Annotated in this window: 13 protein-coding genes; 8 read left to right on the top strand and 5 right to left on the bottom strand. The window is 69.3% G+C overall.

Annotated features, from left to right (window positions below):
- Nucleotides 1–19 precede the first annotated feature (19 nt).
- Entirely contained in the window at nucleotides 20–1447 is a 1428-nt protein-coding gene (locus DEU35_RS12390; protein ID WP_103207491.1) for a CCA tRNA nucleotidyltransferase, read from the top strand.
- A 262-nt stretch (nucleotides 1448–1709) separates the two neighbouring features.
- Here DEU35_RS12390 and DEU35_RS12395 read toward each other — a convergent pair whose 3' ends face one another.
- On the bottom strand, nucleotides 1710–2744 hold the full coding sequence (locus DEU35_RS12395; RefSeq protein ID WP_103207494.1) for an NAD(P)-dependent alcohol dehydrogenase: 1035 nt from the start codon (nucleotides 2742–2744) through the stop codon (nucleotides 1710–1712).
- Nucleotides 2745–2856: 112 nt separating this feature from the next.
- On the opposite strand from DEU35_RS12395, the gene DEU35_RS12400 reads away from it, so the two are divergent.
- The 5 genes from DEU35_RS12400 to DEU35_RS12420 all read left to right on the top strand — a co-directional run bounded on the left by DEU35_RS12400 (nucleotide 2857) and on the right by DEU35_RS12420 (nucleotide 7764).
- Nucleotides 2857–3417: a hypothetical protein gene (locus tag DEU35_RS12400; RefSeq protein ID WP_116239659.1), complete on the top strand. Its 561-nt coding sequence runs from the start codon at nucleotides 2857–2859 to the stop codon at nucleotides 3415–3417.
- A 137-nt stretch (nucleotides 3418–3554) separates the two neighbouring features.
- Nucleotides 3555–4841: a helix-turn-helix domain-containing protein gene (locus DEU35_RS12405; RefSeq protein WP_116239660.1), complete on the top strand. Its 1287-nt coding sequence runs from the start codon at nucleotides 3555–3557 to the stop codon at nucleotides 4839–4841.
- Between the two features lie 79 nt (nucleotides 4842–4920).
- On the top strand, nucleotides 4921–5445 hold the full coding sequence (locus tag DEU35_RS12410; protein ID WP_103207503.1) for a hypothetical protein: 525 nt from the start codon (nucleotides 4921–4923) through the stop codon (nucleotides 5443–5445).
- A gap of 259 nt (nucleotides 5446–5704) precedes the next feature.
- Entirely contained in the window at nucleotides 5705–7255 is a 1551-nt protein-coding gene (locus DEU35_RS12415) for an aldehyde dehydrogenase family protein (RefSeq protein ID WP_103207506.1), read from the top strand.
- 116 nt (nucleotides 7256–7371) lie between these two features.
- A complete protein-coding gene (locus DEU35_RS12420) occupies nucleotides 7372–7764 on the top strand; it encodes a DUF779 domain-containing protein (RefSeq protein ID WP_116239661.1) in 393 nt (130 codons plus the stop codon).
- Nucleotides 7765–8116: 352 nt separating this feature from the next.
- Here the strand turns inward: DEU35_RS12420 and DEU35_RS12425 are convergent, their stop codons facing one another.
- The 4 genes from DEU35_RS12425 to DEU35_RS12440 are packed head-to-tail and all read right to left on the bottom strand — an operon-like array spanning nucleotide 8117 to nucleotide 11577.
- Nucleotides 8117–8722, bottom strand: a complete 606-nt coding sequence (locus DEU35_RS12425; protein WP_103208540.1) for a response regulator transcription factor — start codon at nucleotides 8720–8722, stop codon at nucleotides 8117–8119.
- A complete protein-coding gene (locus DEU35_RS12430) occupies nucleotides 8719–9828 on the bottom strand; it encodes a sensor histidine kinase (protein ID WP_116239732.1) in 1110 nt (369 codons plus the stop codon). The genes DEU35_RS12425 and DEU35_RS12430 overlap by 4 nt, the downstream gene beginning before the upstream one ends.
- Before the next feature lie 19 nt (nucleotides 9829–9847).
- Nucleotides 9848–10645 carry an ABC transporter permease gene (locus DEU35_RS12435; RefSeq protein WP_116239662.1) on the bottom strand — a complete coding sequence of 266 codons (798 nt, stop codon included), beginning with the start codon at nucleotides 10643–10645 and terminating at the stop codon, nucleotides 9848–9850.
- Complete coding sequence (locus DEU35_RS12440; RefSeq protein WP_116239663.1) at nucleotides 10642–11577, bottom strand: ABC transporter ATP-binding protein; 936 nt, start codon at nucleotides 11575–11577, stop codon at nucleotides 10642–10644. Before DEU35_RS12440 ends, DEU35_RS12435 begins: the two co-directional genes overlap by 4 nt.
- Before the next feature lie 164 nt (nucleotides 11578–11741).
- Between DEU35_RS12440 and DEU35_RS12445 the strand changes: the two genes are divergently transcribed.
- Nucleotides 11742–12032, top strand: a complete 291-nt coding sequence (locus DEU35_RS12445) for a type VII secretion target (RefSeq protein ID WP_116239664.1) — start codon at nucleotides 11742–11744, stop codon at nucleotides 12030–12032.
- Entirely contained in the window at nucleotides 12029–13792 is a 1764-nt protein-coding gene (locus DEU35_RS12450; RefSeq protein WP_147301869.1) for an alpha/beta hydrolase, read from the top strand. The genes DEU35_RS12445 and DEU35_RS12450 overlap by 4 nt, the downstream gene beginning before the upstream one ends.
- Nucleotide 13793: the final 1 nt, after the last annotated feature.

Below are 13793 nucleotides of genomic sequence, written 5' to 3' on the forward strand. Positions count from 1 at the left end.
CCCGGATAGGCTCGAAGGCATGCTGAACATGGCTGAGGGTCTCGCGCGCCTCGAGGAGCTCGCCGCGCATCCCGTGGTCGCCACGCTCGCTCGCGTGTTCGCCGAGGCCGGTCGTGATCTGGCCATCGTGGGGGGTCCCGTGCGCGACGCTCTGCTCGGCCGCGTCACCCACGACTTCGATTTCACGACCGACGCCCGCCCCGACGAGATCCTCGCGCTGGTGAAGCCCGTCTCGTCGGTGCAGTGGGATGTGGGCCGGGCCTTCGGCACGATCGGCGCCCGGGTGAAGGGCGAACAGGTCGAGATCACCACCTACCGCGCGGACAGCTACGACGGCGTCACCCGCAAGCCCACCGTCGAGTTCGGCGACACGCTCGAGGCCGACCTGAGCCGCCGCGACTTCACGGTCAACGCGATGGCTCTCCGGGTTCCGGCCCGCACCCTCGTCGACCCCACCGGCGGCGTCGAAGACCTGGTCGCGGGGCGCCTGCGCACCCCCATCGACCCGGCCGTGAGCTTCGGCGACGACCCGCTGCGCATGCTGCGCGGGGCTCGCTTCTCGTCTCAGCTCGACTTCGCCGTCGACCCCGACACCCTCGACGCCATCCGCGAGCTGCGCGGTTCGCTGCAGATCGTCAGCCCCGAGCGGGTGCAGGCGGAACTCGTACGGCTGCTGCAGACCGATGACCCCGTGCGCGGCATCCGGGTGCTCGTCGAGACCGGACTGATCGAGGAGTTCCTGCCCGAGGTGCCCGCGCTGCGCCTCGAGGTCGACGAGCACCACCACCACAAAGACGTCTACGAGCACTCGCTCACGGTGCTGCGCCAGGCGATCGCGCTCGAGAAGCAGCGTCACCCGGATGCCGCACCCGACGTGCCCCTGCGCCTGGCAGCGCTGCTGCACGACATCGGCAAGCCCGCCACTCGTCGCCTCGAAGCGGGCGGTGGAGTGACGTTCCACCACCACGACATCAAGGGCGCGCGCATGGCGCGCAAGCGTCTGCAGGCCCTGCGTTTCGACGCCGCGACCACGACCGTGGTCTCGCGCCTCGTCGAGCTCCACCTGCGCTTCTTCGGCTACGCCGAGGGAGCGTGGACGGATGCCGCGGTCCGCCGCTACGTGCGCGATGCGGGCGACGAGCTCGAACGTCTGCACATCCTCACGCGTGCCGACGTGACCACCCGCAACAAGCGGAAGGCCCAGCGCCTGGCATCCGCGTACGACGACATCGAGGCCCGCATCGCGGCGCTCCGCGAGCAGGAGGAGATTGACTCGATCCGCCCCGAGCTCGACGGCAACCGCATTCAAGAGGTGCTGGGGCTGAGGCCTGGTCGCGAGGTGGGCGAGGCGTATCGCTTCCTGCTCGACCTGCGACTCGACGAGGGCGTGCTCGGCGAGGACGAAGCCGAGAAGCGCCTGCGGGAATGGTGGGCGGCGCGGGGCTGAACCGGGGCCAGGCTTCCCGCCGGTGGGCGGGACCGTCGCGCGGAGTTCGTCGGTGACACGCCGACGATGACACGCCGACGGTGACGGGCCGTCGGCGGCGGGCCGGGCGCGCGCTCCACACGACGGTACGGGGTGGGGCGGCCTCGTAGGGCGTTGTTCGTGGCCCCGGGGCGTTCTGTGTGGCCCCGGGGCCATTGGCGAGAGAGAGGGGCGGCGTCATCGGGTTGCTCGAAGGTCGGATGCCACCCCCTCACTGCCCGCGTCAGGGCACGACGACCGCGCGCCCCCGGACCTCCCCCTTGTGCAGCTTCCCGTATGCCTCGACGGCGCCGTCGAAGCCGTAGCGCTCCACGTGCACGCCGACCGCGCCGCTGCGGGCGAGATCGAGCACCTCGATGAGTTCGCTGCGGGTGCCCCAGTACGGAGCGCGGACAGCCGCGCCCATCGGTGTCGAGAAGAAACCGGCGGGGAGGATGCCGCCGCCGATGCCCACGATGTGGATGAAGCTGTCCATTCCCGCGACCGCACGGGCAAGGTCGATCGTCGGCTGGACGCCGACGAAGTCGAAGACAGCGGTCGCACCGAGGCCGTTCGTCAGTTCCTTGATGCGCTCGGCCGCATGCTCGTCGGAGGTGACCGTGTGGTGCGCGCCCACCTCGCGGGCCAGTGCCAGCTTGTCTTCGCCCAGGTCGACCGCGATGACCGTCGCCTGCGTGATCGCGCGGAGGATCTGGACGCCGACGTGACCGAGGCCTCCGACACCGATCACGACCGCTGTGGCACCCGGGTACAACTTCTCCTTCGCCGCGACGATGGCGTGGTACGGCGTGAGGCCGGCATCCGTGAGCGAGACGGTCTCGACCGGGTCGAGGTCGCCGAGGGGCGCGAGGTGACGCGGATCGTCGACGATCACGTACTCGGCCATGGCTCCGGGGCTGCCCAGTCCTGGAGGCGTGATGCCCATCTCGGCCGCGTAGGGGCAATAGTTCTCGGCCCCCTGGGCGCAGGCATGGCAGCGGCCGCAGCCCCACGGTCCGTAGATCGCGTACGCCGCGCCGATCTCGACGCCTTCGACACCTTCGCCGAGTTCGTCGACGACACCCGCTCCCTCATGACCCAGCGTGAGAGGGAGTCCGTAGGTGTACTGGTCTTCGGGCAGGTCCATGACGAACCAGTCCGAGTGGCACAGGCCGGCCGCGGTGACCTTCAGGCGCACCTGGCCGGGACCCGCGTGGGGCTCATCGATGTCGACGACCTCGGGGCCTTTGCCGATCTCGCGATACTGCACTGCCTTCATGGCATCCCTTTCTCTCGTTCTTTCCACCGTGGGGCGCGTCCTCTGTGTTTCCTGTGGGGGTTGACGGCGTTTTCGGGACATCGGGAACGGTTCTCATCGGCAGGCTGGGGCAATGGATGCCACGGACTGCGTGTTTCACGCCCGGGTCGGTCTCGCGCAGGGCACGTCGGCGCTCGTGCCGATGAGCGACCTCGCCGGAATCGCGCCCGAGGCCTATCGAGACGCCTTCGCAAAGTACGACGACACCGCCGAGCGGCGCCGGCTGCGCGACACCGTCATTCCCGGCCTCGACCGGACGTGGACAGAGGTCGTCTTCCTCTCCCCCGTGCACCCGCACGCGATCTGGCAGGCGTGGCTCGAGATCCGGGGCCGTGAGAGGCCCCCAGTGGAGTTCTGGGCCATTCCGGCCGCTGACCTTCCCGATGGCTGTGTCGTGCTGGACCGCACGCTCACCGCCACGGGTGAACCCATCGACCCGCGTGAGGTCCTGCCGTTCGATCGTGCGTCCCATCGAGCGGCACTGACGACGACCCCGCAGAATCGCGCCTGGCTCGAGGATTGCGCGCGCCGAGGGGTGAGCGGGGCCTGGTTCCACGGCATCCCGCATGTCCTGGCTCCGGGGTCCGTCCCGCTCGACCGCGCTCGTGTCGTGTCCTGGGAGGTCGCGCCGTAGCGGGGTGTCTTTCGCGCACTGGGGCGCTCGCTGACCGCCCCGGTGCACGGACTGCGCCCCGGTCGATTCGACCCTCCCGATCGCGGACCACCCGACCTACACTGGGACCCACCTCCGTCACCGCCGATGGGAGTCCCGTGCCCTCTCCATGGTCGCGACCGGCCGTTTCCCCCGAGACCTCGGGGCTGCTGATCGCGCGTGCTCACGACGAGCTCCTCGCCGGCAATGACGACCGGCGCCTCGATGACGTGCGGCCTCTCGTGCAGGAGTCGTGGCGGAGGTCGCTGGCATCCCTCGTCGGGCCCGAAGGTCTTCCGCCGCTCGATCTGCCCAGCGGTGAGCTGGAGGCGTACCGCCGCGCTCACCCGCTCGCGGGGGTCATGGACATGGTTCGCTCGTTGCTCCTGCCCGGCACCGCGGAGGAATCAGGAGTGGTCGTGGCGGTGGGCGACGCCGCGGGCCGCCTGCTGTGGGTCGAGGGCGATCGTCATATCCGCGCCCTGACCGGCGATATGGGGTTCGTGGCAGGGGCGAACTGGGCGGAGGATGCCGTGGGCACCTCGGCCCCGGGCACGGCCCTGACTCTCGACAGGTCGGTGCAGATCCGTGGCGCGGAGCACTTCAACCGGCTCGTGCAGCCCTGGTCGTGTACCGCGGCTCCCGTGCACGACCCCGAGACGCACCGACTGCTCGGCGTGATCGACGTCACCGGAGGACCCGAGGCCGTGACGCCCCAGGCTCATCTGCTGGTGGATGCCACGGCTCGCGCGATCGAGAGCGAGCTGCTCGTGGCGCGGCTGCGCGCGCAGCAGGCTCCTCCCCCGCGTCGACCCACGCCGGCGCGAGCCCTGCTGCGCATCCTGGGCCGGGACCGCGCCCTGCTGGAGGTGGGCGGTGCGTCCGTCGAGCTCAGCGCGCGCCACGCGGAGATCCTGCTGCTGCTCGCCGTGCACCGCGAGGGTCTGTCGGCCGAGGCCCTGAGCGAGGCGGTGTATGGTCACGCCGCCGTCGAGACGCTGCGGCCCGAGATGGTGCGGTTGCGGCGCGCGCTCGTTCCGGTGGCTCCGCGCCTCGTCCCCTCGTCGCGGCCGTATCGGCTGCCCGCGGGCCTCGAGACCGACGCTCAGCACGTGCTGTCGCTGCTCGACCGCGGCGCACACCGGGTGGCGCTCGCCGCCTACGCCGGTCCGGTACTGCCCGACTCCGAGGCTCCGGGCGTGGTCGAGGTGCGCGAGTCGGTGCGCTCGACGCTGCGTGAGGCGCTCATCGCCGAGGCGGGTGTCGACGTGCTGCTCGCCTACGCCGAGACCGCCGACGCGCGCGACGACGAGGAGGTTCTGCGACTGTGCCTGGAGCTCGTGCCCGCTCGCTCGCCGAAGCGCGCGGGTCTCGTGGCGCGGCTGGAGCGCCTCGAACGCGGGTGACACTCCGTACTCCCCCGGCAGCACCAGGGGATTTCCCGAGAGCGTCCGCGATGTCGGAGGCCCTCGTTACTCTGAACATATGGACGAAAACGCGCTCGACATCTTCTCGGCAGCTCGCGCCCGTCGCGACGTGGGGCGTATCCGCGAGGCCCTCGCCGAGGTCAAGGCGGGCGACGTCGCCCGCGTCATCGTTCGTTCGCCCCGGTACGGCCTGTACGCGCTCGAGGGCACCGTGCGCATCGGCGTGGGCGGGCAGCCGCTGGTCGGCGACGTCATCCTGGCCACGAGCGCCGAGATCCAGCGCATCGACCTCGGTATCGAGGCCCCGCAGCCCGCGCTCGAGGCCGAGGTGGTCGACCCCTCGACCCTCCCCCACGGCACCCCCGTGCGGGTCACCTTCGTCACCCCGACCCACCAGACCTTCGCGCTGACGGGTCCTATCACGGCCGGTAACGACCGCTTCCTTCTCGTCGGCAGCTGGATCGTGGCCGACGACCGCACCATCGCGCCGCGCGTGCAGAGCATCGAGCGCCTCGACGACGTCGACCTGCACGAGGTCAACGTGCCTCCGCTGCGGTCGGTGCTGGCCGACGCCGACGCCTAGTCTTCGACGCACAGAACGGACGCCACGGCCTCGGGGTCGTGGCATCCGTCGTTTCGCGGGGCGTGGTGAGGCTGCGAGATCACGTGATCTCGTCGACATCACCCGTCTTGTCGTGTGTTCTCATCCAGGTCACGTGATCTCGCGCCCCCCGCGGCCGTGACGACCTCCGTGCAACCCGATGCAACCTCCTCCGGCGTACCGTCGGCGCATCGCCGCTCGTAGCCGACGCGGCGACTCATGACCGTCGAAGGAGACACGCATGACCATCGTCGAAGAAGGCGTCTCGAGCGTCTATGCCGCCCCCGGAACCCGCGGGGCCGTCGCCGAGTATCGCTCGCGGTACGGGCACTACATCGGCGGCGAGTGGGTCGAACCGCACAGCGGCGAGTACTTCGAGAACATCACCCCCGTCACCGGAAAGCCGTTCTGCGAGGTCGGTCGCGGCGACGCGCACGACATCGATCGAGCGGTGGATGCCGGGTGGAAGGCGTTCGCGTCGTGGAAGAAGACCACGCCGGCCGAGCGCAGCGTCATCCTGAACAAGATCGCCGACCGGATCGAGGAGAACCTCGAGAAAATCGCCGTCGCCGAGACGTGGGAGAACGGCAAGCCGGTCCGCGAGACCCTCGCGGCCGACATTCCGCTCACCGTCGACCACTTCCGCTACTTCGCGGGCGTGCTGCGTGCGCAGGAGGGCTCGCTCAGCCAGCTCGACGAGAACACGGTGGCGTACCACTTCAATGAGCCGCTCGGCGTGGTGGGCCAGATCATCCCGTGGAACTTCCCGATCCTCATGGCCGCGTGGAAGCTGGCCCCCGCCCTGGCCGCAGGCAACTGCGTCGTGATCAAGCCGGCCGAGCAGACTCCGGCATCCCTTCTCTTCTTGTTCGACATCATCGGCGACCTGCTCCCCGCGGGCGTGGTGAACATCGTCAACGGCTTCGGCATCGAGGCGGGTGCTCCGCTCGCCCAGCACAAGCGGATCCGCAAGATCGCCTTCACGGGTGAGACCACGACCGGCCGCCTGATCATGCAGTACGCCTCGCAGAACCTCATCCCGGTGACGCTCGAGCTCGGCGGCAAGAGCCCCAATGTGTTCTTCGAAGACGTGGCCCTGCGCAGCGACGATGCCTACTACGACAAGGCTCTCGAGGGTTTCACGATGTTCGCGCTGAACCAGGGCGAGGTCTGCACGTGCCCTTCGCGTTCGCTGATCCAGCGATCGATCTACGACCAGTTCCTGGGCGACGGCCTCGAGCGCGTGAAGAAGGTGCGTCAGGGCAATCCGCTCGACCCCGAGACGATGATCGGCGCGCAGGCCTCGAACGACCAGCTCGAGAAGATCCTGTCGTACATCGACATCGGCACGCAGGGCGGCGCGAAGCTGCTCACGGGCGGCGAGCGGGTCGACCTCGGTGGTGACCTGTCGGAGGGCTACTACGTCGCGCCGACCGTGTTCGAGGGCACGAACGACATGCGGATCTTCCAGGAGGAGATCTTCGGACCGGTTCTGTCGGTCACCTCGTTCGACGACTTCGACGACGCGATCTCGATCGCCAACGACACGCTGTACGGCCTGGGCGCCGGTGTCTGGAGCCGCAGCGGCGACACGGCGTACCGCGCCGGCCGGGCCATCGAGGCGGGACGTGTGTGGACGAACACCTACCACCAGTACCCCGCGCACGCGGCGTTCGGCGGGTACAAGCAGTCGGGCATCGGCCGGGAGAACCACCTCAAGATGCTCGATCACTACCAGCAGACGAAGAACCTGCTCGTGTCGTACGCCGACGGGGCGATGGGCTTCTTCTGAGTCGCAGCGGCGCCGGGGCTTTCGGGCCTCGGCGCCGCCTCGCCATGTCCCACAAATGGTCGTCTGAGCATCCCCCAGACGACCGAAAGTGGGACATCGTTCGAAAGGAACGGGACATGGCCGAGTTCTCTCGCGTCGATGTGACGGATGCCGCGGCCGCGCTGCTGCGCGAGCTGACGGCCACGCACGGGCCGCTGATGTTCCACCAGTCCGGCGGGTGCTGCGATGGCAGCTCCCCCATGTGTTACCCCGTGGGCATGTTCCTCACGGGGCCTAGCGACGTGCACCTCGGCGACATCGCAGCGGGTCTCGACGACCCGATCGAGGTCTACATGTCGGAGTCGCAATTCGAGTACTGGAAGTTCACGCACCTGACGATCGACGTCGTCCCCGGTCGTGGCGCGGGCTTCTCGGTCGAGGGACCGACGGGCATGCGCTTCCTCATCCGCTCCCGGATGCTGACGGAGGAGGAGGCGGAGGCGTTCGGGGTGGGCACTCCGTCCGGATGAGGCTCGCCCGCCAGCGCTTGTCACGCAGGGCCGTCACCGAGGCAAGGGTCAGGACGAGAACCGGGACGGCGAGCACCGCGTCTGGAACGAGGTAGGACACCAGAAACCCCGTTGCCGAAGCGCAAGCCACCGCGATCCAGTAGGTGGAATGCCGAGCCGGGTCGATGAGGTATCCCCAGCCCATTCCGAGCAGAGCCGCGAAGACGGTGACGATAAGACTGAGGTCGGGGGTCTCGTGCACGTGGATTCTCCAGGTCCGTGGAGAGGTCAATGTGGCATACCGTGTCCGTCCTCGGCGGGAGAATCACCTTCGGACGGACGGTATTCACCCGTCCTGTCGCGGCCCGGTCCACTAGAGCCACCCCCGCTCCACCGCCACCCGCACGGCATCCGCCCGATTCCGCCCGCCGGTCTTGCCGATCGCGCTCGAGAGATGGTTCTTCACGGTGCCCTCCGACAGGTGCACGGTGCGGGCGATGTCGGCGATCGAGCCGCCGTCGCGCGCCGCGGCGAGCACGTCGGTCTCGCGTTCGGTCAGGGGCGAGTCGCCCTGAGCCAGCGACTCCGCCGCGAGCTGCGGATCGACCACGCGCAGCCCCTGCGACACCCGCCGCACGGCATCGGCGAGCTCGGCCGCGGGGGTGTCCTTCACGACGAACCCCGAGGCTCCGGCCTGCATGGCCCGCGCCAGGTACCCGGGGCGTCCGAAGGTCGTGACGATGAGAGCGCGGCATCCGGGAACCTCCGAACGCAGGAGGGATGCCGCGGCGATCCCGTCGATTCCCGGCATTTCGATGTCGATGAGAGCGACGTCGGCGTTCGACGCCCGCGCGGCCTCGACGACCTCGTCTCCGCGCCCGACCTGGGCGACGACCTCGATGTCGGGCTCGAGTCCGAGCAGAGCGGCGAGGGCGCCCCGCACGAGAGCCTGATCGTCGGCGATGAGCAGTCGGATCACCACGCCACCTTCACTCTGAATCCGCCGAGGTCGCTGCGGCCGATCGTCAGCCGTGCCCCCGAACTCTCGACACGTTCCCGAAGCCCGGTGAGACCCGAACCGGTGGATGCCGTGGACGCCGGGCCGCACCCATCGTCGGCGATCTCGATCGACCGGCCGTCTAGGCGCACCCGGCATGCCGTCGCTCCGGAGTGGCGCACGACGTTGGTCACGGCCTCCCGCACCACCCACCCGGCGAGCTCGCGCCGGTCGACGGGAATCTGATCGGTGGAGCCGGGGAGGTCGGCGGAGACCCCCGCGCTCTCGAGGGCTGCTCGCGCCGCTGCGAGCTCGCCGCTGATGCTCACCCCGCGGTAGCCGTGGACGGTCGCGCGCACGTCGGCCAGGGCACCGCGGGAGAGGCTCTCGATCTGGGCGATCTCGTCGCGGGCGGCCGGGGAGCCGGCATCCATCAGTCTTCCCGCCAGCTCGGCCTTGACCGTGATCACCGTCAGCGAATGACCGAGGATGTCGTGCACGTCGCGGGCCACGCGGCTGCGCTCGCGTTCTGCGGCGAGCTCGGCGATCTGCTCTTGCGCCGAGCGGAGGCGTTCGAGGGTCGAGATGTTCTCGATGAAGCTGTGCATCATGATCGAGATCGAAAGGATGATCGCCGAGTTCACGACGTTCGACAACGGGTCGGCGCCCATCACCTCGCCCACGACGAATGACAGGGCACTCAGCGCCGGGATGAAGAGCCAGGTGGTCTTCCTCCCCATCGCGGAGACGGCGAAGGCGACGCCGACGAAGGTCCACATCCAGCGGATGTCGGCGCCGAGCCAGGGCAACAGGGTGAGGGTGAGAGCGAACAGCACCAGCGGCGGCGCCAGCCGGCGGATGCGCGATGCGGTGACGCGGGCGTACGGGACGGTTGCCATGAACACGGCAGCGAACAGGACCACGATCGCGGTGCCGACGAGGCGACCCGCGACGCTCGGACCCTCCCAGAGCTCGACGAGCACGGGGAACGTCCAGATCAACGAGATCGACGCCCCGATGAACCAGCCGCGTCGGAACGGACGGCGGCCCGGAACGCGGGTGCGTTCCGGGCCGGTCGTCGTGCTCACGTCGTTCACCCTAGGCGCGTCAGCCGCGACGTGTGTCGCGACGGAAGAAGTACACGGTTCCGGCGACGAACACCACGAGCCAGACCACCGCGTTGATCAGGGCGCCGAGGTCGAATCCGTCACCAGTCAGGGGCGAACGGGCGAGCTCGCCGATGCCGTACACCGGCGTCAGCTTGCCGATGACCTGCAGGAAGTCGGGCATCGACGACAGGGGGAAGAACAACCCGCCGAGGAACGACAGCAGCACCACCGCGAGGCTCGTGATCTGCGCCGCGTTCTCGCCCGGCACCATGTACCCGACCATCAGGCCGAGGGTGGTGAAGACGGCTCCGGCGAGCACCCACGCCGCGAGGCCCGTGACGATCCACTGCACCGGGGCGAGCTGCACGCCCGCGCCGGCGGCCACCGCGTAGGTCGCGATGACCGCGATCAGGCCGAACATCATGCCCGCGAGCATCTTGACGACGACGTTCGAGATGGGGTTGAGAGGGGTGAGCCGCAGCTGCCGCGACCAGCCCTGTGCGCGCTCGACCGCGACCGACGCCCCGGTCTGGGTCGCCGACATCATGGTTCCGTACATCGCCATCGAGACCATGATGTACGCGGCCACCGACACTCCCCCGGCCGCCAGCGGCGTATCCGTCAGCGGGACGTCGAGGGTTTGGAACCCGACGATGAAGAACATCAGCACGGGGAACGCGACGGTGAAGAAGATGCTGCGCGGATTGCGCAGCTTGCGCACCAGTTCGATGCGCAGATAGGTCAGTGTGAAGCCGCCCATGGCGGGGAGCGGGCGGTCGAGGGCGATGGCGGTCATCGGAGTGCTCCAGTCGAGACGAGGTCGGATGCCGAGGGCTCGGCGGTGAGCGTCAGGAACACGCTCTCGAGGTTCTGAGCGGTGATCTCCAGATCACGCGCCGCGGTCGTGGTGAGCAGGTGACGGGCGAGGGCGTCCGAGTCCCGCGTGTGCACGGAGACGCGCTCGCCGTTGGCCTCGACCGAATCGACGCCGGGCAGAGCCGCGAGCGCCGTGAGGTCGGCATCCGCAAGCGTCGCCTGGACGACTCGTCCCGAGACGAGGTTCTTGATCTCGGTGGTGCTGCCGTCGGCCACGATCTGCCCGCCTCGCATGAGCACGATGCGGTCGGCGTACTCGTCGGCCTCGTCGAGATAGTGCGTGGCGAACATCACGGTGCGTCCGCGCGCGGCATCGGCTCGAATCGCGCTCCAGAACGAGCGGCGCGCCTCGACGTCCATGCCGGTGGTGGGCTCGTCGAGGATCAGCAGCGCCGGGTCGCTCACGAGCGCCATCGCGAAGCGCAGCCGCTGCTGCTCGCCGCCCGAGCACAGGCCCACCTTGCGGCGGGCGAGATTCCGGATGCCGGCACGCTCGAGCGCCTCGTCGACGGGACGCTTCTCGGCGAACAGGCTCGCCGTGAGCTCCACCGTTTCTCTCACGGTCAGGTCTTTCAGCAGTCCGCCCGACTGGAGGACGGCGGAGACGAGACCGCGGGCGACGGCGCCGCGAGCGGTGTGACCGAACACCTCGATGCTGCCGGCGTCGGGGTTCGTGAGGCCGAGGATCATGTCGATCGTGGTGGTCTTGCCCGCGCCGTTCGGGCCGAGGAAGGCCACGATCTCGCCCGGTCGGACGGTGAGGTCGACGCCGCGCACGGCGTGGACGGAGCCGAAGCTCTTGACGACGCCCCGCGCGTCGATCGCGGCGGGGAGGGGGGTGGTGGAGGTCATGTGTTCATGCTGGCCCCGGGTGGTTCGCGGCACATCCATCGCCCGTCACCATTCGGGGGTGACGTTCGTCATGGGTGGGTGACCGGGTGAACTTCGCCCGGGTTGCGGGCGGGATCTGTGGATAACTTCCGAGGCCCTCCGCCGAGTTCGTCTACCTTTCCGGCATGCGCGAGATCTCGGTTGACTCAGAGAGACTGCGTCGCACGGCACAGGTCGTCGACATCACCGTCCAGCGCGCCGAGAGCGAGACCGCGGTCCCCGACTCCCGCAACCTCGGTCACGCCGAACTGGGCGCGGCCGTGGGCGACTTCGTGCAGGCACTGACGGGCGGGTGGACCGAGGTGGTCGCGCAGACGGATGACGTGGCATCCGGTCTTCGGGACTCCGCCGAGGTGTACGAGAGGGCGGATGCCAAGGCCGAAGCGACCGTGAAGGCGCTCAAGGAGGGGCTGTGAGCGGTCTGGGCGCGGCGTCGGTGGCTCAGGACCTGGTTCCGGGTTCGGTTGAGGCGGCGTACGAGGCCGCTCATCTCGCGTCGGGACGAAGCCGTGTGGCGGGGACGACGGCCGAGGAACTCCGGTGGCAGCGCGAAATCGACGGCTGGAGGGGCGAGGGAGCTGACGCGTACGCCGCCCGCATGGCGGCCGTGGCGCAGCGGTGGACGGAGATCGGCGACGGGGCGGCTTCGATCGTCGAGCCGATGCGCACCTACGCCCTGGCGCTGCGCAGGGCGCAGACCCTCGCGGCGGAGGCGATCGAAGGGTGGGCGTTCGCAGAGTCACTGCCGGAAGATGCCGCCGACGGAGCCCCGTTCACCTCCTTCGCTCGGGGGTGGCCGGTCTTCGCGACTGACGCTCGACACCGCGGCGCTGCTCCGACGACCCGCGCAGAAGCGAGGTCTCGCGCCGAGGCGATGCTCGCGGACGCCCGCGCCGATGTGCGCACAGCGGGCACCGCCGCGGCCGCGGCGGTCCGCGCCGCGATCGACGCGGTGAGGGCGCGCGGCGCGACGTGGGCCGCTGTCGGCACGCAACTCGGCGTGGCCACACTGACGTGGGACCGTGTGCTGTCGGTGCTGCGCTCGCTCGACGGTGCCGCGCTCGCCGCGCTGCTACAAGCCCGGCCCGACCTGGTCACCCGGCTGTCGCAGATCGCCCCGAGCGAGGTGGCGCCCTGGTGGCGCGAGCTGAGCGCTTCGCAGCAGGACGCGCTGATCGCGACGGCCCCCGGCGTGATCGGCAACCTCGGTGGCGTCGCCTACGCCGCACGCGACCGGGCGAACCGCATCGTGCTCGCGCAGGCGCTGAAGGAGGCGCAGAACAGTCCGTTGGACGAGTCGGAGCAGGTGGCGGCTTTGAAGGCGCTGGATCGTGCGTCGAAGGGCAACACGCTCGCCTCACTGGTGCTGGACCGGCCGCCGTTGGCGCAGGTGGCGGTGGGGGATTTGGATGCCGCGGAGCATGTGAGTGTGATTGTGCCGGGGATGGGGACGACACTTGCCAACGACATCGAAAGTTATGTGAGGTTTGCCGGCGCGTTCAGGGCTGAACAGGCACAGCTAGCGCAGGTGGATCCCTCCAGCATCGCGGTTGTGGCATGGATTGGGTACCACCCACCCATGCCGGACAGTAATGCCCTTGAGGTCGCGGGAGATGCCAGGGCCGAGGTCGGAGCATCTGCACTCGCGCATGACCTTCAGGCCATCCGCGCATCTGCTGTCGGTCGCGCAAGTGCGGATCTTTCCGTCATCGCGCACTCCTACGGCACGGACGTCGCTACGCTTGCGCTCAAGCGCGCGGAGGCCGATCATCTTGTTCTTCTGGGCTCTGCGGGGATTGCTCCCCAGGTCGGAAACGCCTCTGACCTGAACGTGCCAGAGGGGCAGGTCTTTGCGTCTCAAGCTCGACTCGACGGGTGGGCTCCGTTGGGCCAGGCCCTCTCGCACCGCACCGACCCGACCTTGCCGGAGTTCGGCGCGAAAGTCTTCTCATCTGAGGCGGCTCAGGTTGGCGGGCGGGAGCTCTTCGCTGTGGGGAAGCACGGCCCTTTCGGCACCGAGTCGCAGCTCAACGCCAGCTATCTGACGAGTAACACCACCGCCGTTTTTAATGCCGCCCTGGCGGCGATGGGAGACGACGATCGTCTTGTTATGGGCGGGACACCGGAGGACAGAATCATCAGGGACGGCGAGAAATGGGAGGGCGGTCCGTTTTGAC

This window comes from Microbacterium sp. AG157 (genome assembly GCF_003385695.1).
Classification (GTDB): Bacteria; Actinomycetota; Actinomycetes; order Actinomycetales; family Microbacteriaceae; genus Microbacterium; species Microbacterium testaceum.

What these genes read in the sequence shown, in the direction of transcription:
- DEU35_RS12410 (WP_103207503.1), top strand. Translation starts at nt 4,921, where the DNA reads ATGGACGAAAACGCGCTCGACATCTTCTCGGCAGCTCGCGCCCGTCGC.
- DEU35_RS12400 (WP_116239659.1), top strand. Translation starts at nt 2,857, where the DNA reads ATGGATGCCACGGACTGCGTGTTTCACGCCCGGGTCGGTCTCGCGCAG.
- DEU35_RS12445 (WP_116239664.1), top strand. Translation starts at nt 11,742, where the DNA reads ATGCGCGAGATCTCGGTTGACTCAGAGAGACTGCGTCGCACGGCACAG.
- DEU35_RS12435 (WP_116239662.1), bottom strand. Translation starts at nt 10,645, where the DNA reads ATGACCGCCATCGCCCTCGACCGCCCGCTCCCCGCCATGGGCGGCTTC.
- DEU35_RS12420 (WP_116239661.1), top strand. Translation starts at nt 7,372, where the DNA reads ATGGCCGAGTTCTCTCGCGTCGATGTGACGGATGCCGCGGCCGCGCTG.
- DEU35_RS12440 (WP_116239663.1), bottom strand. Translation starts at nt 11,577, where the DNA reads ATGACCTCCACCACCCCCCTCCCCGCCGCGATCGACGCGCGGGGCGTC.
- DEU35_RS12415 (WP_103207506.1), top strand. Translation starts at nt 5,705, where the DNA reads ATGACCATCGTCGAAGAAGGCGTCTCGAGCGTCTATGCCGCCCCCGGA.
- DEU35_RS12395 (WP_103207494.1), bottom strand. Translation starts at nt 2,744, where the DNA reads ATGAAGGCAGTGCAGTATCGCGAGATCGGCAAAGGCCCCGAGGTCGTC.
- DEU35_RS12390 (WP_103207491.1), top strand. Translation starts at nt 20, where the DNA reads ATGCTGAACATGGCTGAGGGTCTCGCGCGCCTCGAGGAGCTCGCCGCG.